The 25975-nt window shown below is 71.0% G+C and carries 26 protein-coding genes; 18 read left to right on the top strand and 8 right to left on the bottom strand.

The features are described from left to right. The first annotated feature begins 77 nt into the window (after positions 1-77). From ABD658_RS13630 to ABD658_RS13585, 10 genes are all read left to right on the top strand, one after another. The gene (locus ABD658_RS13630) at positions 78-986 is read left to right on the top strand and encodes a LysR family transcriptional regulator (RefSeq protein ID WP_344683288.1); all 909 of its coding nucleotides are present in this window, start codon (positions 78-80) and stop codon (positions 984-986) included. Positions 987-1080: 94 nt separating this feature from the next. Beyond that, the gene (locus tag ABD658_RS13625) at positions 1081-1809 is read left to right on the top strand and encodes an SDR family NAD(P)-dependent oxidoreductase (RefSeq protein ID WP_344683290.1); all 729 of its coding nucleotides are present in this window, start codon (positions 1081-1083) and stop codon (positions 1807-1809) included. 71 nt (positions 1810-1880) lie between these two features. Then, a complete protein-coding gene (locus ABD658_RS13620; protein WP_344683291.1) occupies positions 1881-2459 on the top strand; it encodes an RNA polymerase sigma factor in 579 nt (192 codons plus the stop codon). Next, positions 2452-3126, top strand: coding sequence for a hypothetical protein (locus ABD658_RS13615; RefSeq protein ID WP_344683292.1), 675 nt, complete (start codon positions 2452-2454; stop codon positions 3124-3126). The genes ABD658_RS13620 and ABD658_RS13615 overlap by 8 nt, the downstream gene beginning before the upstream one ends. A gap of 87 nt (positions 3127-3213) precedes the next feature. Then, positions 3214-3642 carry a cupredoxin domain-containing protein gene (locus ABD658_RS13610; protein ID WP_344683294.1) on the top strand — a complete coding sequence of 143 codons (429 nt, stop codon included), beginning with the start codon at positions 3214-3216 and terminating at the stop codon, positions 3640-3642. A gap of 453 nt (positions 3643-4095) precedes the next feature. After that, positions 4096-4827 (top strand): DapH/DapD/GlmU-related protein, encoded by a 732-nt coding sequence (locus ABD658_RS13605; RefSeq protein WP_344683296.1) that lies wholly within the window; start codon positions 4096-4098, stop codon positions 4825-4827. Continuing rightward, positions 4824-5333: a hypothetical protein gene (locus ABD658_RS13600; protein WP_344683298.1), complete on the top strand. Its 510-nt coding sequence runs from the start codon at positions 4824-4826 to the stop codon at positions 5331-5333. Before ABD658_RS13605 ends, ABD658_RS13600 begins: the two co-directional genes overlap by 4 nt. 326 nt (positions 5334-5659) lie before the next feature. Next, positions 5660-7354: a hypothetical protein gene (locus ABD658_RS13595; RefSeq protein WP_344683300.1), complete on the top strand. Its 1695-nt coding sequence runs from the start codon at positions 5660-5662 to the stop codon at positions 7352-7354. An 8-nt stretch (positions 7355-7362) separates the two neighbouring features. Beyond that, on the top strand, positions 7363-8274 hold the full coding sequence (locus ABD658_RS13590; RefSeq protein ID WP_344683302.1) for a hypothetical protein: 912 nt from the start codon (positions 7363-7365) through the stop codon (positions 8272-8274). Between the two features lie 401 nt (positions 8275-8675). Then, positions 8676-8987: a hypothetical protein gene (locus ABD658_RS13585; RefSeq protein WP_344683304.1), complete on the top strand. Its 312-nt coding sequence runs from the start codon at positions 8676-8678 to the stop codon at positions 8985-8987. Between the two features lie 134 nt (positions 8988-9121). Here the strand turns inward: ABD658_RS13585 and ABD658_RS13580 are convergent, their stop codons facing one another. Then, positions 9122-9733, bottom strand: coding sequence for a hypothetical protein (locus ABD658_RS13580; RefSeq protein ID WP_344683310.1), 612 nt, complete (start codon positions 9731-9733; stop codon positions 9122-9124). A gap of 190 nt (positions 9734-9923) precedes the next feature. Here ABD658_RS13580 and ABD658_RS13575 point away from each other — a divergent pair, with 190 nt between their 5' ends. Next, positions 9924-10532 carry a TetR/AcrR family transcriptional regulator gene (locus tag ABD658_RS13575; protein ID WP_344683312.1) on the top strand — a complete coding sequence of 203 codons (609 nt, stop codon included), beginning with the start codon at positions 9924-9926 and terminating at the stop codon, positions 10530-10532. A 21-nt stretch (positions 10533-10553) separates the two neighbouring features. Here the strand turns inward: ABD658_RS13575 and ABD658_RS13570 are convergent, their stop codons facing one another. Continuing rightward, complete coding sequence (locus ABD658_RS13570) at positions 10554-11276, bottom strand: class I SAM-dependent methyltransferase (RefSeq protein WP_344683314.1); 723 nt, start codon at positions 11274-11276, stop codon at positions 10554-10556. A gap of 160 nt (positions 11277-11436) precedes the next feature. On the opposite strand from ABD658_RS13570, the gene ABD658_RS13565 reads away from it, so the two are divergent. Further along, the gene (locus ABD658_RS13565) at positions 11437-12237 is read left to right on the top strand and encodes a class I SAM-dependent methyltransferase (protein WP_344683316.1); all 801 of its coding nucleotides are present in this window, start codon (positions 11437-11439) and stop codon (positions 12235-12237) included. Positions 12238-12310: 73 nt separating this feature from the next. Continuing rightward, a complete protein-coding gene (locus ABD658_RS13560) occupies positions 12311-12709 on the top strand; it encodes a YciI family protein (RefSeq protein WP_311026234.1) in 399 nt (132 codons plus the stop codon). Positions 12710-12719: 10 nt separating this feature from the next. Here the strand turns inward: ABD658_RS13560 and ABD658_RS13555 are convergent, their stop codons facing one another. Continuing rightward, positions 12720-13151 carry a DoxX family protein gene (locus tag ABD658_RS13555; RefSeq protein WP_344744800.1) on the bottom strand — a complete coding sequence of 144 codons (432 nt, stop codon included), beginning with the start codon at positions 13149-13151 and terminating at the stop codon, positions 12720-12722. On the opposite strand from ABD658_RS13555, the gene ABD658_RS13550 reads away from it, so the two are divergent. Then, the gene (locus ABD658_RS13550; RefSeq protein ID WP_344683373.1) at positions 13117-13263 is read left to right on the top strand and encodes a hypothetical protein; all 147 of its coding nucleotides are present in this window, start codon (positions 13117-13119) and stop codon (positions 13261-13263) included. The two genes, ABD658_RS13555 and ABD658_RS13550, sit on opposite strands and share 35 nt — an antisense overlap. Positions 13264-13287: 24 nt before the next feature. Here ABD658_RS13550 and ABD658_RS13545 read toward each other — a convergent pair whose 3' ends face one another. After that, positions 13288-13941, bottom strand: a complete 654-nt coding sequence (locus ABD658_RS13545; protein WP_344683323.1) for an NAD(P)-dependent oxidoreductase — start codon at positions 13939-13941, stop codon at positions 13288-13290. Positions 13942-14035: 94 nt separating this feature from the next. Here ABD658_RS13545 and ABD658_RS13540 point away from each other — a divergent pair, with 94 nt between their 5' ends. Both ABD658_RS13540 and ABD658_RS13535 read left to right on the top strand, forming a co-directional pair. Continuing rightward, positions 14036-14914, top strand: coding sequence for a helix-turn-helix domain-containing protein (locus ABD658_RS13540; RefSeq protein ID WP_344683325.1), 879 nt, complete (start codon positions 14036-14038; stop codon positions 14912-14914). A 146-nt stretch (positions 14915-15060) separates the two neighbouring features. Beyond that, a complete protein-coding gene (locus tag ABD658_RS13535; protein ID WP_344683327.1) occupies positions 15061-17511 on the top strand; it encodes an ATP-binding cassette domain-containing protein in 2451 nt (816 codons plus the stop codon). Positions 17512-17615: 104 nt separating this feature from the next. Here ABD658_RS13535 and ABD658_RS13530 read toward each other — a convergent pair whose 3' ends face one another. From ABD658_RS13530 to ABD658_RS13520, 3 genes are read right to left on the bottom strand one after another with little or no spacing between them, the layout of a single operon-like run. Next, positions 17616-18575 carry an NAD(P)-dependent oxidoreductase gene (locus ABD658_RS13530; protein WP_344683329.1) on the bottom strand — a complete coding sequence of 320 codons (960 nt, stop codon included), beginning with the start codon at positions 18573-18575 and terminating at the stop codon, positions 17616-17618. Then, a complete protein-coding gene (locus ABD658_RS13525) occupies positions 18575-20299 on the bottom strand; it encodes a thiamine pyrophosphate-binding protein (RefSeq protein ID WP_344683332.1) in 1725 nt (574 codons plus the stop codon). Before ABD658_RS13525 ends, ABD658_RS13530 begins: the two co-directional genes overlap by 1 nt. After that, complete coding sequence (locus tag ABD658_RS13520; protein ID WP_344683335.1) at positions 20296-21792, bottom strand: sodium:solute symporter family protein; 1497 nt, start codon at positions 21790-21792, stop codon at positions 20296-20298. Before ABD658_RS13520 ends, ABD658_RS13525 begins: the two co-directional genes overlap by 4 nt. A gap of 143 nt (positions 21793-21935) precedes the next feature. Between ABD658_RS13520 and ABD658_RS13515 the strand changes: the two genes are divergently transcribed. Then, on the top strand, positions 21936-23699 hold the full coding sequence (locus ABD658_RS13515) for a PucR family transcriptional regulator (RefSeq protein WP_344744789.1): 1764 nt from the start codon (positions 21936-21938) through the stop codon (positions 23697-23699). Between the two features lie 156 nt (positions 23700-23855). Further along, positions 23856-25148, top strand: a complete 1293-nt coding sequence (locus ABD658_RS13510) for an MFS transporter (RefSeq protein WP_344683339.1) — start codon at positions 23856-23858, stop codon at positions 25146-25148. Positions 25149-25168: 20 nt separating this feature from the next. Here the strand turns inward: ABD658_RS13510 and ABD658_RS13505 are convergent, their stop codons facing one another. Continuing rightward, positions 25169-25948, bottom strand: a complete 780-nt coding sequence (locus ABD658_RS13505) for a GntR family transcriptional regulator (RefSeq protein ID WP_344683341.1) — start codon at positions 25946-25948, stop codon at positions 25169-25171. Positions 25949-25975 lie beyond the last annotated feature (27 nt).

Below are 25975 nucleotides of genomic sequence, written 5' to 3'. Positions count from 1 at the left end.
CCATTCCACCTCCTTCAACTGTTCGGGACAAGCGGGTGTTATTGAATGATTGTTCGTCATCACCGTATGGTCATGGCATGCAGAACCCGCACCGTCTCCAGATGCTGGAGGCCGTGATCGCCAGCGGCTCCGTCCACGCGGCGGCCCGGAACCTGAACTATTCGCCGGCGACCGTCAGCCAGCACCTCAAACAGCTGGCCCGCGAGACCGGGCTGGAGCTGTTCACCCGAGAAGGCCGGGGGATCGTGCCGACCGAGGCGGCCCGGGAGCTCGTCGCCCACGCGTCGGGAGCGCTCACCGAGCTGCGTCGGCTGGACCGCACCATCGCTGACCTGCGGGAATCCCCGGCGGAGCACCTGGCGGTGGCGTGCTTCTCCTCGGCCGCGCAGGTCTGGCTGCCGGGAGTCATCGAGGCGGTCCGCGCCCACCACCCTCAGGTCACGGTGGAGGTCAGCCTCAACGAGCCCTATGGCGGGCATGGCCGCCGTCATGCCGACCTCGACATCCGCAACGAGCCCCTCGACGATCCGCCGGAGCCGGATGCTCCCCGCCTGGAGGGCTACGAGCGGCATCCGCTGGCCGTGGACGCCTTCTTCGTGGTGCTGCCGCCGGGGCACCGGCTGGCCGACCGGGACGTCATTCCGCTGCAGGAGCTGCAGGACGAGCCCTGGATCGACCACGACATCTATGACAGCCCGACGGGCCGGATCATCAGCACCGCCTGCCGCGCGGCGGGATTCGCGCCGGGCTATGTCGCGCGGCTGGACGACCACCACGCGGCGCTGGCGCTGGTCGAGGCCGGGATCGGTCTCACAGTCCTGCCGAGGTTGGCGCTCACCGGCGTGGAGGAGAGGCTCCCGGTCCGGGGGCTGACCGCCCCGGAGGTCCGCCGGCGCATCGTGGTGCATGTCCGGCGTGCCCCGCAGCCGCGCCCTGTGGTGCAGCGTGCCCTGCAGACGCTGATGCAGATGTCGGCCCGAGGCTGAGGGGCGCTGAGGGGTGGGACAGCCGGCGACGCCGAAACCTCGCGCAGGCGAGGTGCCGCTGACTATCCTGCGAGCACACCGGAAGGACCCGCCCATGGCACGCATCCTCATCACCGGATCCACCGACGGACTCGGTCGCATCGCCGCGGAGCACCTGCAGGCGGCAGGACACCACGTCACGGTCCACGCCCGCGACGACCATCGTCGCGCCTCCCTGCGGCCGCTGGTGGACGACGGCGCCTCCGCCGTGGTCGGCGACCTCGCCGACAGGGAGCAGGTCCGGGACATCGTCGCCCAGGCGGAGGAGCTCGGTGGCTTCGATGCGGTCATCCACAACGCCGGCGTCCTCCGTGGTGCGCACCTGCTGCCGGTCAATGTGGTGGCCCCCTATCTGCTCACGGCGCTGCTGCCCCGTCCCCGGCGCCTGATCATCCTCTCCAGCGGTCTTCACCACGGAGGCCACCCCGCCCTGGAGGGACTCGACTGGGCCGGAGAGCAGGAGACCGCCACCTATGCGGACACCAAGCTGATGGCCACCGGTCTGGCCGCCGCCGTCGAGCGCCGATGGCCGGAGACCGCCTCACACGCGGTGGACCCCGGCTGGGTGCCGACCCGCATGGGCGGCGCCTCGGCCACCGGGGACCTCCGGGAAGGAACTCGGACCCAGGAATGGCTGGCCGTCACCGCCGACGCCGCCGCCGACGTCGGCGGGTATTGGCACCACCGGCGTCGCGAAGAGCCCCATGCCGCCGTCCACGATGAGCAGTTCCAGGGGCAGCTGTTGGCCGCGCTGGCCCAGCACACCGGCGTCACACTGGCCTGAGCCCCGCAGTCCGCCCCCGGGGTCGCCCGAGCTGACCCATCTCCCGGCGGCTGTGACTCGTACCATGGACTATGGAGGGCTTGTCCCGGGCGGACCGGGCGGACGACGCCGCATTGCTGGCGGGCCTCGCAGTGGGAGACGCCGCTGCGGCCACGGCCTTCGTGCGCCGGTTCCAGCGTGCGGTGTTCGGCATGGCGGTCAGCATCACCCGCGACCCGGCCCTTGCTGAGGACGTCAGCCAGGAGGTGTTCCTGCGTGCTTGGAGGGCCGCGGGCACCTATGACCTGCGGCGCGCCTCCGTGCTGACCTGGCTTCTGACGATCTCCCGCAACGCCGCCATCGACGCCGTGCGTGCCCGACGGGCCACCCCGGTGGAGGACGAGATCCTGGACCGGCTGGTGCAGGACACGCTGACGGCGGTGCCGGAACAGGAGGAGACGGCGCTCAACCGCATCGAGTCGGAGCGGGCCCTCCGGACGCTGCACAGCCTGTCACCTCCCCAGGCGCGGGCGGTGGTGCTGGCGGTGTTCGGCGGATGCACCGCCGCCGAGGTCGCTGACCGGGAGGGGATCCCGCTGGGCACCGCCAAGACGCGCATCCGCGACGGGCTGCGCCGCCTGCGGGACCGGGAGGAGGCGGACCATGCCTGATGCCCACCCCGACCCGCACCTGCTGACGGACCTCGCACTGGGCACGGGCGACGCCGAGTCCACCGCGCCGCTGGTGGACCACGTGTCCCACTGCCCGAGCTGCCGCCGCACCGTCGCCGAACTCCTGGACGCCGTGGAAGCGGTCCTGCCGGCGGCGCCGCGGGCGGCCCCCGCGCCGGGGCTGGAGTCCCGCGTGCTGGCCGGTCTGGGTGTGGAGCCGTCGTCCTTCCCGACGGTGGCGCCTGCCCCCGGGTCCACCGGTCGCCTGCGGAAGGCCTTGCTGCCCTCCGCGGCAGCGGTGACGGGCCTGACCATCGGGGCGGGGATCATGTGGGGAGTGCTCGGCGGGCAGCCAGCGGCGGGACCGGAAGACGCAGCGGGGATCCCTCTCGTCGCCGCCGACGAGGATGACGCCGATCCGGTGGGTGAGGTCTCCCGCGCCTACGGAGAGTCTGGGGCGGTGCTGGTCATCGACGTGGTCGCGGCCCCGGAGGGCCGGGCCGTCACGTGCCTGGTCAGGCTGGCCGACGGCACCGTGCAGGAGGTCGGCGAGTGGCCGCTGGGTGAGGGCGGCGGCACGTGGGTCGTCGCCGACCGCGACCCCGGCGTGGTGGAGGTCCTGCTCATCGACCAGGACGGGCAGCGGTGGGCCTCCTCCCGCCTGTGACCGACCAATCCCTCCGCGGCTTCCAGACGTATCGTCGGTATGAGACCACACCTGAGGAGAACTCCTGCACAGCCCGGCAGGCGCCGGATGAGCACCACCCTGGCAGTCCTGGCCGCCACGGGGCTCCTGCTCGTCGGCTGTCAGGGCGATGAGCCGACCGATGACCAAGGTGCTGAGGAGGAGGCCGACAGCCCCCGGCCGGGCTACGGCGCCCCTCGAGAGGCCGAGGAAGAGGCAGACGGTGCCGACGACGGTGACAGCGCGGCGACACCGGTCCACCTGACCATCACCGACCACGAGTTCGATGTCCCGGACACCGTGGCTCCCGGGGCGGAGATCACCGTGACCAACCATGACGGTGAGGCCCACACCGTCACTTCCGATGAGTCCGGGATCTTCGACGTCGCGGTGGGCGCCGGTGAGACCGTGACCTTCGCCGCCCCCGAGGAGCCGGGCGACTACAGCCTGCACTGCACCCCGCATCCGTCCATGACCGCCACGCTCGTCGTCGAGTGATCCGCCCTCGAACGGCCCTCCGGGGCGTGACGGGACCTCGCCGTCGCCACCTGACAGTCATGCCACGGGGCTGGCGACGCATGCGGCGTCACCAGCCCCGATCGGCTACTGCGTCCGTCCCACGGGAGAGATCCCTGAGCAGATGCCCAGGGGCGGGACGTCCACCCCTGTGATCACGTGGCCGTGTATGCGGCTCACAGGATGTACATGATGTTCATGAAGTTCATCACCGTGGTGAGAAATTCGAGCATGGCTCCTCCTCTCGGGTCCTGGCGTCGCGGTCTGGACCGAGGGGCGCGGTGAGGTGGCAGATGCCCGGACGCATGTCGTCCGGACGCCCGTGAGGCCGCGCCCCTCGGCATGGCCGACTATGTCGACGCTGACGACTCTCCCAGGGGGGTGTTCACATCTCACTCACATCGCACTCACGAGGTCGTGAGGCAGGATGGGCCCATGGAGACGACCCCCACCGCATCCCACCATCGCCGTGAACTCCGCAACGTCCCGGGCGCCGACATCGGCATGGACCCCCGCGAGCGTGAGGTCCGTCGTCGTATCGCCGTCCAGGAGCTCTACACCGATGCGGCGCCCGGCCTCGACGGCCTGGAGGAGGCCCGCATGAGGGGGAAGGAGCTCGCCGGCGAGTACAACGCCACGGGTCCGCGAGACGCCTCCCGGCGGGCCGAGCTGCTCGGGAAGCTGTTCGGTCGCGCGGGCCGCGACCTGTGGGTGGAGCCTGATGTCGTGGTCTCCTACGGCGCGCACACGTTCTTCGGCGACGACGTCTTCGTCAACACCGGGCTCACTCTGGTCGACGACGGCGAGGTCCACATCGGCGACCGCGTGATGCTCGCCCCCAGGGTCACCATCACCTCCACCGGACACCCTGTCCACCCGGAGCTGCGCCGGGACGGCACCCAGTTCTCCGCACCCGTGATCATCGAGGACGACGTCTGGGTGGGAGCCCATGCCGTCATCCTCCCCGGCGTCAGGGTCGGGGCCGGGTCCGTGGTCGCCGCCGGTGCGGTGGTCCACGCCCACGTGCCACCGCTGACGGTGGTGGGCGGGACTCCGGCGCGCGTCCTGAGGCAGATCACCGAGGCGGATCGGGACTGGTCCTGGAGGGAGCCACGGACTCTTGCGGCGCCGACCGGCAGCGAGCCCACCCAGGGACCTGGCCGATGAGTTCGGGCTCCGCGGGCGGGGCCGTGCCCGCGCCGCGCTGGGCGGTCTGGGCCGCCTGGGGCACCGTGCTCATCACGCTTCCCAGCGGTCTATGGAGGCTCGGCAACGCACTGGGGCTTCCGTGGGGCTATGCCAGCGCGCGGTGGGACCAGGACGGACTAGCCCTGATCGCGCTGTCGCTGCTGACCACCGCGACGGCGGCTCTCAGCCTCGGCCTGGTGCGCCCCTGGGGTCAGACCGTGCCGGGCTGGGTGCCGCAGCTGGGCGGGCGGGTCGTCCCCGCGCGTCCCGTGGTCGTGGTGTCCTCGATCGGCGCGGTGCTGCTCACCCTGCTCTGGGCGCAGCTGTTCTGGTGGTGGACCGTGGAGCCCGTGCCCAGCGGGGTGGATCCACGCTGGCACACTCCCGTCGGGTTCCTCTACCTGCCCCTGGTCGCCTGGGGTCCGCTGCTGGCGACGGTGACGTGGGACTACCGCCGACGTCGGCGGGCCTCCGAATCCGTCTGAGGGGGAGCGTCGCGGGCGGGGCGACGCCAGCAGGCTGAGGCGTCTCACCTCGGGAGAAGGTCCGTGGATCTCTGGTGGCCCGGCAGGTCCAGCTGGTAGAACGGTGAGCACAGCCTCGAGGGTGAGGCTTCAGAACGATCACCGCTGCGGTGCGGCGAGAACGAGGCTGAGGTGGCAGGCGATCCAGAACGGGTTGAGGGGAACAGGGCGGACGCTGAGAGCAGCTCGCCCCTGCTGATTCCGGTGCGCCTCGACGCCGCCGTGGACCTCACTGATCGGGACGGTCAGCGGACTCGCATGCGGACCTGGCCTCCGCGCTGGCCGCGGTGCGTCGCGGGCATCACGGGCATCTGTCTCCGGTCATCGGGCTCGACGTGGAGCCGGGCGCCGCCGACGTCGTCGAGTCCGGGTGCTGGACGCTGGAGTACATCGATCCGGAGCGGTGCGAACGGCCTCCCCGTCAGGCCGTGGACTTCACACTCTCCTACACGGATTGGACGATGACGGTCCCGGGAGAGGGGCCGCGCCCGGTCGATGTCGCGGAGCTGGGCGAGGAGCTCGCGTCGGTGATCCGCGCCAGCGGGCGGCCCGCCGAAGTCGTCGGGGATCTGCTGGGCCTGCGCCCGACCGTCTTCACCCTGGACACCGACGGCCGTGCTGCGCCCGCACCCGCAGCACTGGCGGAGCACATCCGGTCCGCCGGGCTGCCCCAGGAGGAGCCGGAGCCAGACGGCACGGCTGAGCATGAGGCGGCAGGGCACGCGAGCCGCGCCGACGAGGTCGGCTCGGACTCCGCTCCTGCTGTGGCCGGGGCTGTTGAGGGTGAGCCTTCCCTGGACACCGGTGAGTTCGAAGCGCTCACCCGCAGTGCGCGCCGTGCCCAGGACCGGCAGCGGCGGAAGCGTCGTCGTCGGCGGGCTGCGGTGCTGGGAGCGGTGGTGGCGGTGCTGGTCGGCGGCCTCGCCTGGTACGCCGTGACAGGGGAGGACGACGCACGGGGAGACTCTCCGGCGACCGCCTCCCCTGAGCTCGTGGAGGCGGGGATCGATCTTCGGGACGAGTACCCCCTGCGGCTGTGGGACCTGCCGCCGTCGGAGGCCGGTCAGCTCTCGGTGTTCTCGGCGGGCGTTCTCAGCGTGGCCGGCGAGGGCGAGACCCTGGTGCTGCGTGCTGGGCTGACCGGCGAGCCGGTGGCGGAGATCGAGCTGGACTCCGAGCTGCAGTGGACCACCGAGCTGCGGCTGCCAGGGGAGACCGAGGCCGCCGTCGACGCCGTGGGCGTCCGTACCGACGGTGAGTTCACCGTGGTGACCGCCGCAGGGGATGAGCAGAGGTGGGAGATTCCTGAGGGGTCGGAGGTCACGGCAATGGGGGAGATCCCGCTGCTGCATGACCAGGACGGCGTCCACCTGCTCGAGCTGGGCTCGGAGGAGCCGGAGCTCCTGGAGGTCAATCCCGAGCTGATCACCGGAGCGGCCGACCGGGCCGGGATCATCCAGGCCCGACCCGGTGAACCGGAGATCGTGCGTATCCCGTGGTCAGAGGGCGAGGAGTCGACGGCACTGACCTTGGAGACGCCGGAGGAAGGTTTCACCTTCACCAAGCACCTGGCCGTGGGGCACGGGCAGGGGCTGTCGTACTGGACTGCCGAGGACCAGGGCTACTACGTGGTCCACGATCTCGACGACGGGGCGGCCCGTGCCGTGCTTGAGACGCCGACCCCGGCCTCCGAGGCGCCGGCTTGGGAGGTCGGGCGGGGTATGGACCTGGCCATCATCGAGAATTATGCTGTGTCTTTGACGTCTGGCGAGTTGGAGGCGGCCTGGGATGGAGCCGACTTCACCGTGGCCTTGGGGCCCGCGGCGGTGGTGGAGACCGACAGTGGGCGTCATATCGTGCTGGACCAGCACGTGTATTCAGAGACTGACAGAGTGATCGGGGTGTCCCCAGGGAGGACGATGTGGGTGCGGCAGCCGGATGGTTCGGTGGTGGCGCTCTCCCGGGACCGAGGGGATGCTTGATGACACCGATGAATCGTCCTGCTGGCGTGCGAGCCGGTCTTGCTGCTGCCGTGGTGGTCGGCCTGAGCGCGCCGCTGAGCGCACTTCCGGCCTATGCGGAGACCGAAGAGTCGGTCCGCGACGTGCCCGCGGAGGTCAGCCCCGACGAGACGTCGGCATCTGACCCGCAGGAGGCTCTCGAGACACCTGACGTCCCGGAGCCTGAGCCCGGGCCCGAGCCGGAGCCTGAGCCGGAGCCTGAGCCGGAGCCTGAGCCCGAGCCGGACGATGACTCTGACGAGGACGAGGACTCTGACGAGGACGAGGACTCCGACGAGGACGAGGACTCCGACGAGGACGAGGACTCTGACGAGGACGAGGACTCTGACGAGGACGAGGACTCCGACGAGGACGATGGTGGCCAGCCGGAGGGCAGGCCGGTGCAGCCCGAGGGTCGTCCCGTCGATCCGGATGAGCGCCCGGCCGATCCCGAAGGCACTCCGGAGGAGCGGCCGGTGCAGCCCGAGGAACGCCCCGCTGATCCCCAGCCGCGCCCAGGGACGCCCAGTGGGCAGCCCGGTCAGCAGCAGAACGAGCGGCCTGAGAACGGCGGCCGAGACAGCGGTGGCGACCGGCCCGATGCCGGCAACACATCCGACACGAGCACACCCCCGTCGCCCGAACGCGGCGCTGACCGCACAGGCCAGTCGGACCGCACAGGCGGGTCAGGGCAGTCCGACGCCAGTGGGCGATCCAGTTCGGAGCGGCAGTCGAGCGGCTCCGAGCGGGAACAGGGGCAGCAGAGCTCTGAAGCCTCCGACTCTCGAACCGAGGCGCCCTCATCCTCATCAGGTCAGAGAGGACAGACCCCCCAGCCCCCAAGACCCCGAACCGGTCCAGGAGCGTCCCGAGACACCCGGTGGATCCGACCGTGGCGATGACTCGGAGAGCTCCGCAGCCGATGACCGGAACGAGGGCATCTCCCGCGCAGACATCAGGGCCCTGCTGGAGCAGCGGCGTGATGCCCAGGAGCAGGCGGAGGCCACCCCGTCCCCGACGTCGGAGCCCTCCCCGCGGGGCTCCGATGATGAGTCGGACTCGGACTCGGACTCGGACAGCTCGACGTCCGAAGAGAGCGCTGACTCTGCCGACCCGTCGGAGGGGTCGGCACGGGCCGAGGCTCCCCGCGCTCCTCGGAGCGGCGGCGGTGCTGGAGGCTCAGGCCAGGACTGGTCGCCCAGTGACGACGGTGAGCTCCCGGTGGCGCGCGGCGACGAACCTGTGACCTTCGACCCAGGGCTCGCCCCACGAGACGGCGGGTCCGCGAGCGCGCTGGACCGGGGTGCTCCCCCCCACAGCGCTGGAAGACCGCTTCCGGGGCTCCTCGGCGGGGTCCTCCGAGATCCCCGGCGCGGGTGCGGGGGCCCTGGAGGCTGGCGAAGGAGGGCAGTCCCCGACCGCGGTCGAGACCGGAGCGGCACCGTCCGCCGATCAGACAGACGCAGCGGACGACGCCGAGGCAGGCGAGGCGCGCGCCATGGAACGGATCGCCGGAGTGCCCACAGGTGCCTGGGCCACTGTCGGCCTGTTCCTGCTGGGTACCCTCGGCTGGATCCTGTACTTCTTCGGCTGGCGCCCCGGTCGCAGCAGCTGAGGCCGCTGCGGCGCCGCGGGTGACTCTCGCGGACGCCTTCAGATATACGTCGGCCCTGTCGTGACGCAGGTGAACACTGCTGCGACAGGGCCGACGTGCGTCATGCACAGCTCACGGTGACACGGCTGGACCCGTCAGTCACCGGTGACGAAGAGGACCTGCTGGTCGGCGCCGCCCAGGCGCTGCGACGGAATCCCATCGATGTCGTCCAGTGGGTGCTCCACTCCGCTGAACTCGACCTCCTCGCCCACCTCGATGGTGCCGTGCTCCGGCGTCGTCACGGAGGGTGCGCCGTCGCGGAAGGAGAACTCCGTGTCCTCGTCGAAGACCAGCACCTGGGGCTGACCGTCCTGAGCCAGCGCCATGTAGCCGCCCGGCCCGATGATCAGCTCACCGGAGACGTCCACTGCGGGGCCCTCCGGAGCCTGACCGGTCACGAAGGCGTGTGGGCTCTCGCCGACGGTCTCCACCGACACGTCGGAGGCGCCGTCGGCCTCCGTCTCCTCAGTCTCCGTCTCTTCAGCATTGGTCTCCTGGGACTCCGCCTCAGCGTCATCCTCGACGTCGGTCTCGTCCTCGGGGGCCTCCACCTGCACGGTGTCCTCGTCACCGGGGGTGTCTGTGGCTCCGTCGTCTTCTGCGGCGCATCCCGTGGCGAGCAGCGCCAGCACCATGGCGCCGGCGGCCAGCGCGCTGCGCGGCCCGGGGGTCGTGGTCGCGGGGGACAGGGTCGATCCTGTGGGCATGGGGTGATCCTTTCTCCGCGGCGCGATGCGCGGGATTCGACTGCAGGCCGGTGGGACGTGGGTCCCAGGCGTCCGGCCTCACCGGGCATAGCGGGCATCCGCCTCCGGTGAGCACATCCTGCCTAAGTGGCACAATGTGCCATCATGGCAACGTGTGCACGTCGGTCGTGATTCCCGTACTCTGCTGGATGTGACCAGTTCCACCACCCTGACACAGCGTCGCAAGGAGTTCACCCGGCTGGACCTCGCCCGCTCCGCGGCCCGGCTGTTCGCGGCCGACGGCGTCTCGGCGGTCACCACGGAGAGGATCGCCGACGGTGCGGGGGTCTCTCTGCGCACCTTCTACCGGTACTTCCGGACCAAGGAGGAATCGGTGGCGCCGCTGCTCAGCGTCGGTGCCGACCAGTGGCGCCAGGCCCTGGCGGACACGGGGCCAGGTGACCCGCGGACCGCCATCCCGCAGGTCATCAGGGCGCTGCTGGACGTCGACGGCGGCGCTGAGGACTCCACGCGGCGGATGATGCGGGGCCTGCTGCGGGCGGCCGCCGAGGACGACGCCCTCCTGGCGGTCTGGGACCGCGTCAATCGCGATTCCGAGGAACGACTGCAGGAGGTCATCACCGGCCTCGTGCCGGACGTGGATCCGCTGGCCGCGCGGCTGATGGCCGCGGCGGCCACCGACGCCGTCCGGATCGGATTCGAGCACTGGGCCGCCGACGCCGGGTGTTCCGAGCCGCCCGCCGAGCTCGCCGTGCGGGCCTTCGAACAGCTGTCCCGCGGGATCCGCCTGCACGGCTGACGCGCCGCAGATCCCGGCCGCTCAGCTCAGTCGGATGGCTCGGACCACCACGTCGTGCAGCGTGACGCTGTCCTGTCCGCGCAGAGTCGTCCGGCTCATCTCCGCTGCGGTCTCGATCCGCCAGGACGACTCGTCCAGCAGGGCGGCGACGTCGGCGGCCCGGACCTGCGCCTCCAGCGGTGGATTCCCCCGGTGGCCGGGAGCATCGTGCTCGGCCGTGCCGTGTGCGTCAGCGTCGCGTCCGGGAGCGCCGTGTGCGTCAGCATCGTGTTCGTGAGCGTCGCCCTCGCCGTGCAGGTGGCCGATGATCAGCAGCGTGCCTGCCGGCGCCACCCACCCTGAGACGCGTCGGTAGAAGTCCAGCTGCGGAATCGTGGGATGCGCATAGTGGGTGGTCACCAGTTCGTACTGCCCTTCCGGCACCCAGGTGGTCAGATCGGCGGCGATGAGCTCTACACGCGTATCCATGCCGCGGGCGCGCAGGATCCGTGCGGCCCGGTCCAGTGCCGTCCGGGAGATGTCGACGCCGGTGACCTTCCATCCCTGCTCCGCGAGCCAGGCGGCCTCGATCCCGTGGCCGCAGCCCGCGTCCAGGGCCCTCCCCGGTGACAGCGGAGAGATCTCACGCACCAGATGCGGATTGGGGTCCCCCGGGCCTGAGCTCATGGCGGTCTGTGACGGGTAGGGCCCCGGTGATCCCTGGTAGTGCTGTTCCCAGTACTCGGCGTCGAACTGTCGCGTCACGATCTCTCCGCTCTCTGTGGTCGGTGGTGGCCATCGTGCCCCACCGCGGCCCGGCGCTTCCGTGGCGGCCCTCAGGATCAACAACGCACAGGCGGGGACGATTCCGCGCCATGAGCGCCCACCCGAGAATCCTCTCATGAGAATCGTTAGCATGAGGCGCATGGATTCCCGTGAGCGCATCACGCGCGCCTTCTCCGATGCGAGCTCGACCAGCGACTTCGACCGACTCGGAGAGCATCTCTGGAGGCCCATCGGCGCCTCCACCGTAGAACTCTCCGCGCCGCAGGAGGGCGAGTTGGTGCTCGATGCATGCTGCGGCAACGGGGCGTCCGCGTTGCCAGCGGCACGACGCGTGGGTCCCGGCGGTCACGTCGACGCTGTCGACCTCGCCGCTCCGCTCCTGGCCGACCTCGAGCGGCAGGCCGACGGCTTGGAGAACATCACGTCGGCGGTCGCGGATGTGACGTCCTGGGGCCGGAGCGGATACGACGTCGTCCAGTGCGTCCTGGGGATCTTCTTCTTCTCCGACATGACCGCCGGGACCGAGCATCTGGTGAAGAGGCTCCGTCCCGGCGGTCGTGCCGCTGTCACCATCTGGCGACGCGGCTCCATGGAAGCCTCCGGTCGCCATCTGGCGCAGGCGATCGCGGGCGTGACCGGACAGGAGTTCCCCTCCCGGCCACGCCATCTCCTGGACGAGGTCAACACGTCCGAGACCTTCGGCCCCTGGCTTGCGGACCGCGGGCTCCGGGACGTCGAGGTGACCGAGTCTGAGCTGCGTCTTTCGCTCTCCGAGTCCCTCGCGTGGTTGGTGATCACCGGCTCCGGCTTCGCCGGGATGCTGACTGGCCTCAGTGAGGACGAGACCGAGCGCGTCCGCCAGGAGTACCTGGCGTCCCTGCAGGGGGCAGGGGCTGCTGAGCTCGACGCGACCACGCTGATCGGTGTGGGGTGGGCGTGAGGTGTTCCCTGGGGTCGGCGCTCCCCCTAGGGTCGAGGTCACGCGTGACCGTGCGGTCGGAGAGAGGACGAGGATGAAGTATCTGCTGATCAAGCACTACCGGGGCGCACCTGCGGCGGCCAATGACGTGCCCATGCGGGACTGGACGCCCGAGGAGGTCGCCGACCACGTCGAGTTCATGGAGCGTCTGGCCGAGCGCCTCCAGCAGACGGGCGAGTACGTCAACAGCCTGGCCCTGGCACCCGAAGGCACATGGGTCAGCTCCGATGATCAGGGGGCGCCGGTGGTCGGTGACGAGCTGCCCGAGGAGAAGGACCTCATCGCCGGGTGGATGCTGATCGACGTCGCCGACGAGAGCCGCGCCCGCGAGATCGCTGCAGAGCTGGCCCACGCCCCCGGCGCCGGCGGCAGGCCCGTCAGAGAGTGGCTCGAACTGCGTCCCGCGCTGGGCGCCGCCGACGGCGAGGGCTGACCGGCTGGCCTCAGCAGCTGAGCTGGGCGCCAGGTCCGAACGCCCAGCCCCAGGCGGCGAACCCGGACAGGGCGATGAAGGTGAGATCGCCCAGGGCGTAGCCCCACTCGCGTCTCACGACGCGCACGGCCGTGGCGCCGGTCATGTACATCATCAGGCCCAGTGCGCTCAGAGGCGCCAGCCAGGCGGAGATGCCGAGGGTCGTCGGCAGCGTGAGTCCCGCGGCGGCCAGGAGCTTGAGGGCCGCCGACCAGAAGCTCCATGGCCAGGAAGCCGAGGGAGATCCACAGTGCGACCTCAGTGAGGTGTCCTTTCCTTCGTGGCCTGGGATGCGGGCTTCCGCACTGAGAATCAGGGGTGTATCGGGCCTATGACATCCGCCGAGTCCGAGCCCGACGTGCCGGCTGATGGCGGGGACCGGCAATGAGCTGATCCTCGCCACCGTGGACCCGACCGTCGTGGTGTCCACGCGCCAGGTGCTGCCCGTGCTGGCGAACGGTGCCCAGGGGGAGAAGGCCGCTGGCATGAGATCTGCGGATCCGGTGCGCAGCTGACTCCCTCCCGCCGGGAGCACTCCGTCACTGTGCCGCGTGGAACCGGCGGTTCTCGTGAGCAGGGCGGTCGATCTCGTCGACCAGGGCGAGGGCATAGTCGGCCCCGCTGATCTGGGATCGGCCGTCCGGGTCCGTCAGGAGGACCTCGTCCGAGGTGCGGTACTCACCTGTCGACGGGATCTGCAGCTCCGCCCCGAACATCGCTCCGGGGGAGAGGTAGAACCAGCGCGCCTCCGAGGTGTCCTGCTGCAGCACGTCGAGTGCCTCCCGGTGGGCCGTCGCCTCGGGACGGTACTCCGGAGGGAAGTCGGCGGTCTCCATCAGGATCGGCCCGTCCGGGCTGACTCGCAGGCCGCCGGCGCCTCCGACGACGGCGACGCGGCTTCCTCCGAGCGCCGCGGCAGGCAGAACCGTACGCAGATGATCGGACAGACCGGGCTCCCCGGCCGCCGGCAGGGCGAGGACGATGACGTCATGGTCGGTGGCCAACCGGGCCACCAGCTCAGCGTCGGCGGCGGAGCCGGCGATGTGGTGGCTCTGCCCCGCGGCGTCGGTGGGAGCAGTCCGGTGCGATCCATTGCGGGACACGGTGGTGACGTGGTGGCCTCGGCGGGCGGCCTCTGCGGCGATGTGTGAGCCTGCGTGGCCGGTGCCTCCGATGACGGCGATGTGAGCCATGGTTCTCCTGTCCGGGTCGGTGTCTCTGACTTTGGTGAATCTACTCCTCACCGGGTGCAAGGTCCCGGTGAGAAGTGGACATATCATGGTGAATATGGGACACGATGCGATTGAGGACGTCGCCTACCGTCCTCCTGCGGGCCAGGCGGGCGAGGTGGAGGTCCACACCGTCGATGACCTGCTGGGCCGGGCCTCGCCCGGTCTGTTCGATCGGCCGCAGCGGATGGGATTCCACCAGGTGATGCTCATCGAGCACGGCGCTGCCCGGCACATGGTGGACTTCGCCGAGCACCGCCTCGCGCCCGGGACGGTGCTCTGGGTGCGTCCCGGACAGGTCCAGCTGTGGGAGGATCCCACGCGTCTGGAGGGGACCGTGCTGCTCTTCCCCGGCGGGCTCCTGGATCCGGACACCACCCGGCTCACCTCCGCCGACTCTCCGGAAGGGCCCCATTGGTGGGATGCGCAGGACACCGACCACGCGCGTCTCGCCGTGCTCAGCACCGCAGTGCGCGACCTCGCCTCAGACGGTGCGATGTCGCGCCCCCTGAAGCGATCCGCCCTGCGGCACGCTCTCTCGGCCCTGCTGATCCAGCTGGTGTCCTGGCACCGAGGCCAGGAGGACTTCGCCGAGCTTCCGCCGGCCTTCCGGGACTTCCGGAGGCTGGTGGAACGACGGTTCGCCGACTGGCATGACGTCTCCGACTATGCCGCCGCGCTGGGCTGGTCTCCCCGGACGCTGGCCCGGGCGTCTCGGCTGGCCCGAGGCGTCACGCCCAAGAAGGTCATCGACGAGCGCCTCCTGCTGGAGGCCCGTCGGTTCCTCGTCCAGACAGACCTCCCGGTGCACAGCATCGGAGACCGCATCGGGTTCGAGGACCCCAGCAATTTCACGGCATGGTTCCGGCGGCAGGCGGGACACACGCCCAGCGAGTTCCGTGCCGCACACGATCACACGTCGGGGGCGGACCGATGAAGCCGTCCTGATGAAGCCGTCCTGATGGAGCCGTCCTGAGGAAGCCGTCATGGGGGAGCACTACACTGCTGTGCACCTGCCCATGATCGCGCGTCACCGGCGTTCACCCGTTCGGGACGCGCGACCGGTGCTCCCCAGGAGAACCTATGACGACGACGTCGCCCACCCCCGCTCGCACCACCACCGCCACGCCCACATCTCCGCCCGCGTCCCGAGGAGCTGACGCGCTGGCGCCGTCGGACACCCATGACATCATCCGGGTGACCGGAGCCCGGGAGAACAACCTCCGCGACGTCTGTGTGGAGATCCCCAAACGACGACTGAGCGTGTTCACCGGAGTCTCTGGATCCGGCAAGAGCTCCCTGGTCTTCGGCACCATCGCGGCCGAGTCCCGGCGGCTCATCAATGAGACCTACAGCGCCTTCCTGCAGGGGTTCATGCCCTCCCAGGGCCGCCCGGACGTGGACCACCTGGAGGGCCTGACCACCGCGATCATCGTGGACCAGGAGCGCATGGGCGCCAACCCGCGCTCGACGGTGGGGACCGCGACTGATGCGAACACGCTGCTGCGCATCCTGTTCAGCCGGCTCGGCGAGCCCCACATCGGCTCCCCGCAGGCGTTCTCCTTCAACGTGGCCTCCATCAGCGGCGCCGGAGCCGTGACCTTCGAGAAGGAGGGCAAGAAGGTCAAGGAACGCCGGGACTTCCAGATCACCGGCGGCATGTGTCCGCAGTGCGAGGGCCGCGGCCAGGTCAGCGACATCGACGTCACCCAGCTGGTGGACGAGACGAAATCCCTCCACGAAGGCGCCATCACGGTGCCGGGCTACAAGGTCGGCGGCTGGTCGGTGAAGTTCTACACCGAGTCCGGCTTCTTCGACCCGGACAAGCCGATCAGCGACTACACCGACCAGGAGCGCCACGACCTCCTGCACCGGGAGCCGGAGAAGGTCAAGATCAACGGGATCAACATGACCTACCAGGGGCTGGTGCCCCAGGTGCGCAAATCCATGCTCTCGAAGGACCGTGAGGCCATGCAGCCCCATATCCGGACCTTCGTGGACCGGGTGGTCACCTTCACCACCTGCCCGGCCTGCGACGGCACCCGGCTCACCGAGGCCGCCCGATCCTCGACGATCGCGGGCATCAGCATCGCCGAGGCCTGCGCCCTGCAGATCTCTGACCTGGCCGCCTGGGTGCGCGGCCTCGACGAGCCGTCCGTGGCCCCGCTGCTGACCACCCTGGGGGAGACGCTGGACTCCTTCGTGGAGATCGGACTCGGGTACCTCAGCCTGGACCGGCCCGCCGGCACACTCTCCGGCGGTGAGGCCCAGCGGACCAAGATGATCCGCCACCTCGGTTCCGCACTGACCGACGTCACCTACGTCTTCGACGAGCCCACCATCGGGCTGCACCCGCATGACATCGCCCGGATGAACGACCTGCTGCTGCGCCTGCGAGACAAGGGCAACACCGTCCTGGTGGTGGAGCACAAGCCGGAGACCATCGCGGTGGCCGACCACGTCGTGGACCTGGGGCCCCGGGCCGGGTCCGCCGGCGGTGAGATCGTCTACACCGGTGACGTGCCGGGGCTGCGTGCCTCCGACACGCTCACCGGGCGTCACCTGGACGACCGCGCCCGGCTCAAGGAGTCGGTCCGGCAGCGGGACGGGGTGCTGGAGATCCGCGGAGCCGAGCAGAACAACCTGACCGGCGTCGACGTCGACGTCCCCACGGGGATCCTCACCGTGGTCACCGGGGTGGCGGGCTCCGGCAAGAGCTCCCTGATCCACGGGAACCTCGCCGGCAGGGAGGGCGTGGTCGTGGTCGACCAGGCCGGGATCAAAGGCTCTCGGCGCTCCAATCCGGCCACCTACACGGGCCTGCTGGAGCCCATCCGGAAGGCCTTCGCGAAGGCCAACGGGGTCAAGCCGGCGCTGTTCAGCGCCAACTCGGAGGGAGCATGCCCCACGTGCAAGGGCGCCGGGGTGGTCTTCACCGAGCTCGGGGTGATGGAGACGGTGGAGACTCCCTGCGAGGAGTGCGAAGGCCGGCGTTATCAGGCCGCGGTGCTGGAGTACACGCTGGGCGGGCGGAACATCAGCGAGGTGCTGCACCTGTCCGTGGACGAGGCGCTGGAGCATTTCAGCGACGGCGAGGCGCGGCTGCCGGCCGCGCAGAAGATCCTGCGGCGGCTGGCCGACGTCGGTCTGGGCTACCTGACCCTGGGGCAGCCGCTGAACTCGCTCTCCGGCGGTGAGCGGCAGCGCCTGAAGCTGGCGGTGTACATGGCCGACGACGGCGGCACCTACATCCTGGACGAGCCCACCACGGGTCTGCATCTGGCCGACGTGGAGCAGCTGCTGGGGCTGCTGGACCGGCTGGTGGACTCCGGGCGGAGCGTGATCGTCATCGAACACCACCAGGCGGTCATGGCCCATGCGGACTGGATCATCGACCTCGGGCCTGGGGCGGGCCACGACGGCGGGCGGGTGGTCTTCGAAGGCACCCCGTCCGATCTGGTCGCCGCGGCCCGGGACGGCGGGGAGGGGGCCACGCTCACCGGCCAGCATCTGGCCGACTACGTGGGCGACTGAACCAGGGCTCAGCCGGTCTGCGGGAGGCTCACCCGTCCCACCTCCGGGAAGGTGAGCCTCCCGCGCCCCGTATGGGCCGAGCTGTCCGGCGGGTCCGGAACGGGTCACAGCACCGCGTGAGCGGGGAGGCTCCCGGAGGTGAGGTGCTCCAGCACGGTGCGTGCCGGCTGCAGGCTGTAGGTCTCCAGGGCCGGCGCCGACCAGAACGCCGTATGCGGGGTGCACACCACCTGCGGGTGCTGGCGCAGCGGCGACGACGGCGACGGCGGCTCACCAGGCAGGACGTCGAGCCCGACCCCACGCAGCCGGCCGGAGTCCAGTGCGGAGAGCAGAGCGTCGGGATCCACCAGTTCGCCGCGGGCGCAGTTGATCAGGGTGGCTCCGTGCGGGAGCAGAGCAAGCCGTTCCTCGTCGAGCAGCCCGCGGGTCTCCCGCGTGAGCGGCGCATGCAGGCTGAGCACGTCGCTGCGGCGCAGCAGCTCCTCCACGCCGACCTGATGGATCTCCGGACAGTCTTGGTGGGGGTCGTGGCCGATGATCTCTCCGACCAGCGGCCGCAGCAGCGCCGCGACGCGCCGCGCGATGCGGCCGCATCCGAGCAGGCCCACGGTGAGGTCGCTGAGCCGTCGCGGGGCGGGAGTCAGCCCGGTGGCCTCCTGCGTCCACCCGCCGGCGGCCACAGTGCGGGCCCCTGCCAGCAGCTGCCGCTCCACGGCCAGCATCAGCGCGACCGCGTGGGTGGCGACCTCCTCCGTCGAGGCATCGGTCAGGGGCACCACCGGGACCCCCCGAGCTCGGGTCGCCTCCAGGTCGATCATGTCGAGCCCGGTGCTGCTGGTCGCGATGACGCGCAGCGCCGGCAGCGCGTCCAGGAGGCCGGCGTCGACGTCGGCGTAGCCCACCACCAGGCCCTCCACGGGGCCGGTGGCCGCCTGCGCCGCCGCCAGCGGACCCTCGGGGCCGGCGAGGATGCTCCCGATGCTGTGGCGCGCCAGCATCTCACGGGCGGGCTGCGGGTCGAGGTCGGTCTGGTCGGTGAACAGGACCAGGCGCGGACCGCCCATCAGCCGAGCCGGTCCAGGTGTGTGGGGGCGAACAGCCCCAGCCGGGCGGGGACCACGACCACACGGGGACCACCGGCGGCCAGGGCCCGGGCCACCGCATCCGGCGCTTCGTCCGTGGTCGCCCGTTCCGCCGGGATCCCGAAGGAGGTGGCCAGCTCGCAGAAGTCCGGGCGGGCGAGCTCGGTGGACGTGGCGGTCCCGAAGGCGGACTCCATGTACTCCCGCAGGATGCCGTAGCCGCCGTCGTCGACGATCAGCCAGGTCACGTCCAGCTGGTGCTGGGCCAGGGCGGCGAGCTCGGCGATGCCGTAGAGCGCCCCGCCGTCGCCGGAGACGGCCAGCACGGCTGACGGTTCACCACGCAGCCGGCGCGCGAAGGAGGCCCCGGCCGCGGCGGGAAGCGCATGGCCCAGGCCGCCGGCGCCCTGCGCGGAGACGAAGCGTCCATCCCGCGGGTCCCAGGCCGACCAGGCCCAGTACCCGGCGATGGTCATGTCCCAGAACGTGTCGGTGCCCTCCGGAGCGGCCTGCCGGAGGCCGGACAGCAGCGCGCGTTCGCTCTCGAGCCCCTGGCCCTCGAGCCGACGGGCCACGGTGGCCAGCAGGGCGGTGACGCGCTCTTCGGCTCGAGTGCGTCGCCCCGGGTCCGGCGCACCGGAGCTCTCGACGGCGGCGGCCATCCCGGACAGGGCGGCGGCGGCGTCGGCGTGGACGCCGAGCCCCGTGTGGTTGGCGGTGACCTTCCCGAGGTCGGCCTCGACATGGATGACCCGGCCGCGGGGCGCGAAGGTGTGGTAGTTGCTGGAGAGCTCCCCGAGGCCGCTGCCGACCACCAGGAGCACGTCGGCGGACTCCAGGAACTCCGTGGTGGCGATGTCCTCCATCCAGCTGCGCGCGTTGAGCGGATGGTCCCAGGCCAGGGCCTCCTTGCCGCTGAACGTGGTGACCACCGGGGCCGGCAGCGCCTCGGCGAGACGACGCAGAGACTCTCCTGCGCCGGCGCGGACCACTCCGCCGCCGGCCAGGATCACCGGGTTCTCGGCGCCGCGCAGCAGGTCCGCCGCCTGCTGGACCAGCTCCTCGCGCGCAGGAGGGGCCGTCGGCGTCGCGGTCAGGTCCACCACCGGCGGCACGGACGGCTCGGCCGTCTCCAACAGGACGTCCTGCGGGATCTCCACCAGCACGGGCCCCTGGGGGGCGGAGGCCGCCGTCGTCCAGGCCTCGGCCAGGGCCGAGGGGATCTGGGAGATCCGCCGGACCGTGAAGGTGCTCTTCACGACCCCTCGGAACGACGCCGACTGGTCCGGCAGCTCATGGAGGTACCCGTGGCGCCCACCGCCCAGGCCCGCGACCGGCACCTGGGCGCTGATCGCCAGCACCGGCACCGAGGACGCCGCCGACTCCTGCAGGGCGGCGAGTGACGTCAGCGCACCCGGGCCCGTGGAGAGCAGCAGCGGTGCGGGCTTCCCCGTGACGCGGGCCAGACCGTCAGCCATGAAGCCGGCGTTGTTCTCGACTCGGGCGGCCAGACAGGGCAGCTCGGAGCGGCGCAGCGCGTCGAACAGCCCCAGGGCGTGCTGGCCGGGCAGCCCCACCACACCCTCGGCCCCGAGCGCCTGCAGGGACTCGAGGACGACGTCGCCCCCGATGCGGGTGCCCAGCGTGCCGGGGGTGCCGGCGTCGTCGGCGGCCGTGGAGCCGGCGGGAAGGTCCGGGGAGGTCATCGGGTCGGTGCTCCTTCATCGTGGGGCGGGATCTCGCTCATCGTGGTGGTGTCGCTGCGGCTGAGCCGGCGGACCCATTCCCGGTGGACCTCCTCGGAGGTGGGTGGAGTTAGCAGGCTGACCACCACATAGGTCACCAGGCTGGCGCCGAGACCTACGTAGATCGGCTCATTGGCGAGGATGTCGGTGACGGCCATGGTGACGATGACGCCCACTGTGCCGACCACCATGGACCAGGTGGCGCCCTGACGGGTTCCGCGGCGCCAGACCAGGCCGCCCAGGATGGCGATGAGCAGACCGCCGACCAGGACGTTGTAAGCCATGGCCAGCGCGCCCACCACTGTGGTGACCATGGTGGCCACGAGGATGACGGCGACTCCCAGCAGCAGGGTGGCGCCGCGGTAGCCCCGCACGTCCTCCTGGTCCCGCGTCTCGGTCGGATCCGGGGCGGCACCGCGCTGCAGCAGGTGGCGGGCGTACGGGATGAGATCGGTGGTCAGCACGGTGGAGGCGGCGATCAGCGCCCCCGAGGCCGTGGACATCAGGGCCGCCAGGGCGGCGGCGAGCACGAGGCCCCGCAGGCCGGTGGGCAGCGCGTCCTGGACGATCGTGGCGAAGGCCTCGTCCGGGTTGGGCAGATCCGGCCAGATGGCGCGGGCGGACATGCCGATCACCGCGCCGGCGATCCCGTAGACGATGCAGTACACCCCGGTCAGGCTGCCGCCGATCATGGCGATGCGCGGGGTGCGGGCGGTGAACACCCGCTGCCAGATGTCCTGGCCGATCAGCAGTCCGAGCGTATAGGTGATGATGTAGGTGACGATGGTGGCGCCGCCGATCGCGGTGGGCGAGAAGAAGGAGTCCCCCACGCGCTCGCGGATCTCGGCGAAGCCGCCGGCATGGATGACCGCCACCGGGGCGAGCAGCAGCAGGATGCCGATCGTCTTGATGACGAACTGGATCACGTCGGTCATCGTGATCGACCACATGCCGCCCAGCGTGGAGTAGATGACCACGACGCTGCCGCCGATGAGGATCCCCGCCCAGTTCGGCACGCCCAGCAGCACGTGGAAGATGGTGGCGTAGGCCAAGGTGGAGGTCACTGCGAGCATGAACGTGTACAGGAACATCACCGCGGCCGGGACGACGCGGGAGGACGGCCCGTAGCGCAGGTCCAGCATCTCCATCACGGTGTAGACGCGCAGCTTGACGATGTGCCGGGCGAACAGCGCCGAGAGCAGCAGGATCCCCAGCCCGATGGCGGTGACCAGCCACGCTCCGGAGAGGCCGAAGCTGTAGCCCAGGCCGATGCCGCCCACGGTGGAGGCTCCGCCGAGCACGATGGCGGACATCGCCGCGGAGTACATGAACGTCCCCAGACGGCGTCCGGCCACGAGGTAGTCGCTCTTGGTGGTGGACCGGCGCAGGCCCCACCAGCCCACGCCGAGGATGGTAGCGGTGTAGACGGCGATCACCGCGATGTCGAGGATCATGAGGGTGTCTCCTGCAGCGTCTCGAGGCTGTGCGCCGCCGGGAGGCCCCCGTCGGCGCGCCTGGTGTCATGCTAGTGCGACGCATCACAGACGTCTTGGGGCGAAGCATCCTGTTCTAGCGTCTGCAGGGATAGAATGACCTGATGACGCCCGCGGACGAGCTGCCCTATATCGAGCAGCTGCGCTCCGAGGAGCACCGGCGCGGTCGCATCACGGTCGAGCTGGGCCGGCTCCTCGATGAGCGGGAGCTGCGCATCCGCTGCCTCCACCCGCAGGATCCCGGGTCCGTCCGGCGCATCCCGGTGGCCTCGGCGCCGGTGATCGAACTCGACGACCCGCGGCGCTACCTGGCGGGAGATGAGCTGCTGCTGGTCACGGGGCTGGGGCTGCCCGAGGACCCGGCGAGTGTGGACCAGTACGTCGCGCGGCTGCGCGAGGGCGGGGTGGCGGCCCTGCTGTTCGGGATCATGCCGGTCCACGACGACGTCCCTCCGGCCTTGATCGCAGCCTGCAAGGCCCATGATCTGCCGCTGCTCGCCCTGCCCGAGGACGTGCCGTTCATCCGGCTCACAGTCGCGCTGGCATCGCTGCTGGAGTCGGAGCGGGTCGCCCAGGCCGCCGCCGCGAGCAGGGGCGTCATCTCCATGGTCACCTCGGCCTTCGGCTCACGTCCGGTCCGGCAGATCCTGGATCGCCTGGCGGAGGCCACCGGCACCGCAGTGCAGCTGCGAGGCAGGCGGCTGATCGAGCAGTCCGGGACGCTGCCACCCGGCGTGGGTGAGGAGCAGCTGGAGCGTGCCTCCCGCCCTGAGGCGGGGCGGGAGCGCCTCCGCTTCACAGCCCTCCAGGCTCAGGAGGACGATCCGCGCTTGTCGACGCCCGAAGCGGTGAGGCTGAGGCTCCGAGGTCCGGCGCCGGCGTCGGCCGCGTCCCCGGTCGTCTTGATGGTGGCCCCGCGCCCGTTGACCCAGTACGACCTGACGCTGCTCATGCTGGCAGGCGACCTGCTGGAGCTGATTCTGCGGGCCCCCGGTCGGCGCAGCGCCGCGGTCGACCAGCTCACCATGCGCCTGATCCTGCAGCAGGGGCGCGGTGCGACGGCACCGGCCCGTGCGGTGTCGGGGGAGGCCGCGCGGGCCGGCACATGGCGTACGCCGGAGTCCGGCGAAACGGCGGAGGGCCAGACCGCGGAGGACCAGACGGCGGAGCTCCTGAGGGAGGTGGTCGGCGTCGACGCCGACGGTTGCGCCTACGCCGTGGTCGCCGCCCCACGCACCGTCCCGCCCGGGGTCTCGGAGGAGGTGACCGTGGACGGTCCTGAGGAGCTGGCCTGGTGGTCCACCCTCGTCTCAGCGGGCCTTGCCGACCGCGACGGGCGGCATCTGCGCGCCCTGGTGGCGACCCCGCCGTCTCGCCGTCGTCTGCGGCTCTGTGAGGACCAGGGGTGGGTGGTGGCGGTCAGCCGTGCCCAGCCCGCGGGTCGGCTCGGAGTCGCCATGGATGAGGCCGTGGCACTGACGGCAGTGGCCCAGGCGCGGGGCGTCTCGGTCACCGCCGCCGAGTTCACGGCGGGGGACGCCGCTGCGGCGCGCACGCCGGGGCGGTGGGCGGCGGCGGTGCCGCAGGAGGCTCGGGCCGCGCTGGCGGACCGGATGCTCTCTCCGCTGCGGACGCTCGACGACGGCCGCCGAGCGGAGTGCCTGGAGGTGCTGCACTGCTGGCTGCTGCATCACGGCAGATGGGACGGTGCCGCGCGGGAGCTGGGGCTCCATCGCAACACCGTGCGGCGCGTGGTCGGCACCGCGGCCCGCGTGCTGCAGGTGGACCTCGACGACGCGCGCCACCGGGCAGACCTGCTCGCCGCACTGGATGCCCTGGGTCCGGAGAACAGCGGCTCCCGCGACTGAGCGTGCGGGGACGTCCTGTACACTGTTCTGTCGGCTTGCGCGGGAATCCCTGCGTGGCTCGACTCTGACCAGTCTGTGTATCTACCTGGTGATGCTCATCGTGGAGCACGCCAAGGCGGCACTGCTCCATGTGTGCGCTGCAGGAGGTGCGCGACGATGACGACTCTCGACTCCGATCGCCGGAACGGCTCCCAGGACCAGTCCTCCGGGCGCGACGTCCCGGCCTTTCCCCCTGATGACGGACCCACCCTGGTCCGTGCGGCCGGCCCGTCCTTCTTCCCGATCGCCCTGATCGCGCGCTTCCCCTACGCGATGATGGTCGTCGGGGTGCTCACCTTGGTGGTCTCCGCCCGCGGCTCCCTCGGGCTGGGCGGCCTGACCTCCGCGATGGTGGGCCTGGGCACGGCCCTGTGCGCCCCGCTGGTGGGTGCGGCCGCGGACCGCTGGGGCCAGCGGCTCGTGGTGCTCGTGGTCGGGCTGGCCAGCACTGTGACGCTGCTGGCCATGGCCTGGGTGGCCTATTCGCCTCTGCCGGACTGGGCCGTGCTGGTGGCAGCGCTGCTGATCGGAGCGACCACCCCGCAGATTCCGCCGATGTCCCGCACTCGGCTGGTGGCCATCATTCTGCGTCGGCTGCCGGCGGCCCGTCAGAACCGCATCCTGAGCCGCACGATGGCCTATGAGTCCGCCGCCGACGAGGTCACTTTCGTCTTCGGGCCGATGATCGTGGGACTGCTGGCCGCGCTGGTGAGCCCGGCGGCCCCTGTGGTCGGGGCGGCGCTGCTGACCCTGGTCTTCGTGACGTCCTTCGCCCTGCACCGCAGTGCGAAGGAGGTGCGCCCCTCGGGAGGCGAGCCGGAACTCGTCGCCCCGGTGCGGGAGCTGTTCCGCGGATCCCTGCTGACTGTGCTGGTGGGCGCGCTCGGGATCGGGCTGTTCTTCGGCTCGGTGCTGACCTCCCTGACCTCCTTCATGACCGACGCCGGCCACGGCGAGAGTGCGGGTCTGGTCTACGGGGTGATGGGGATCGGCTCGGCGGCGTTCGCCCTGGGTGCCGGACTGTTTCCGGAGCGGTTCTCGCTGCGGGCGCGCTGGCTGATCTTCGCCGGGCTGATGCTCGTCGGCACCGCGATGCTGCCGTCGGTGACCGGACTCGGCGGCATGCTGGCGGTTCTGGGGCTGCTGGGCATCGGGCTGGGGCCCACCTTGGTGACGGTGTTCAGTCTGGTCTCGGCCCGCAGTCCGCGGGGACGTGCCGCCACCGCGATGACGGTGGCCACCACGGGGATCGTGGTCGGGCAGTCCTCTGCCTCGGCGTTGGTGGGCCAGATCGGCGAGCACGTGGGCACTTCGACGGCGCTGTTCGCCCCGCTGCTGGCGGCGGCCGTTGTGCTGGGGGCGGCGATGGTCAACTGGCGCATGGCGGCCACGGAGTCGATCGGTCGCTGACCCGCGCAGCGCGGGCGAGGTCAGTCGTCGTCGGCGGCGTCGGCCGCTGCCGCGGAGGCCGCACCGTCGTCTTCACCGGTGTCGTGCACCAGGGCCAGGACGTCTCGCACCAGCTGAGCGGTCCGCTCGGTGGCGGCCTTCCTCGCGGCCTCGGCCTGTGACCGGTCCTCGGCGCCCTCGAGGTCGTCGAGATGGTCAGCGAGTTCGTCCAGCGCCGCAGCCCATGTGGGGAGCAGGCCCTCCACCGGGAACTTCCGGAACATGCTCAGGGTGCGCCGCAGGGTCGGGACGGCGACCCTGATCAGCTCGGTGTGGCCGGTCGCGCGGAACAGCGTGGAGGCGAAGGTGCGGTAGGAGGATTCCGCGGTGTCTCGGGTGTCTGACCGGCATGCCTGCGCCATGAGGCGCGCGGCGGCGGCGACGGCGCCCACGGGGCTCTCCGAGATCTCCGCATCGTCGTCCATCGGCAGCGGGAGGCGTTCGACGGCGATGATCAGCAGAGTGCCGAGCAGGTCGCTGAGCTCCTCGGCCTGCCGTTGGGTGAGCACGGAGACCCGACGTCGTTTGTTGGGCAGGGCTTCGACCAGACCCTCGGCCATGAGCGTGGCCACCGACTCGCGCACCGGGGTGATGCTGACCCCGAGCCGTGAGGCGAGCTCGGCGTCTCGCAGGGGAGCCCCGGGAGGGAGCTGTCCGGTCAGGATCTCCTCCCGAAGACGTTGCGCGACCGCCTCCCCTCGGGTCAGCGGGACGGCGAAGTCGTCGTCATGGGGGTCCCATCCGGAGGCAAGGTGTGTCATGGGTCTCACTCTATACAGGCGTTGTTC

It is taken from the genome of Nesterenkonia aethiopica, assembly GCF_039534665.1.
Lineage (GTDB): Bacteria > Actinomycetota > Actinomycetes > Actinomycetales > Micrococcaceae > Nesterenkonia > Nesterenkonia aethiopica.
The sequence above is the reverse complement of the archived record's forward strand: the minus strand, read 5'-3'. Positions and strand labels throughout refer to the sequence as shown.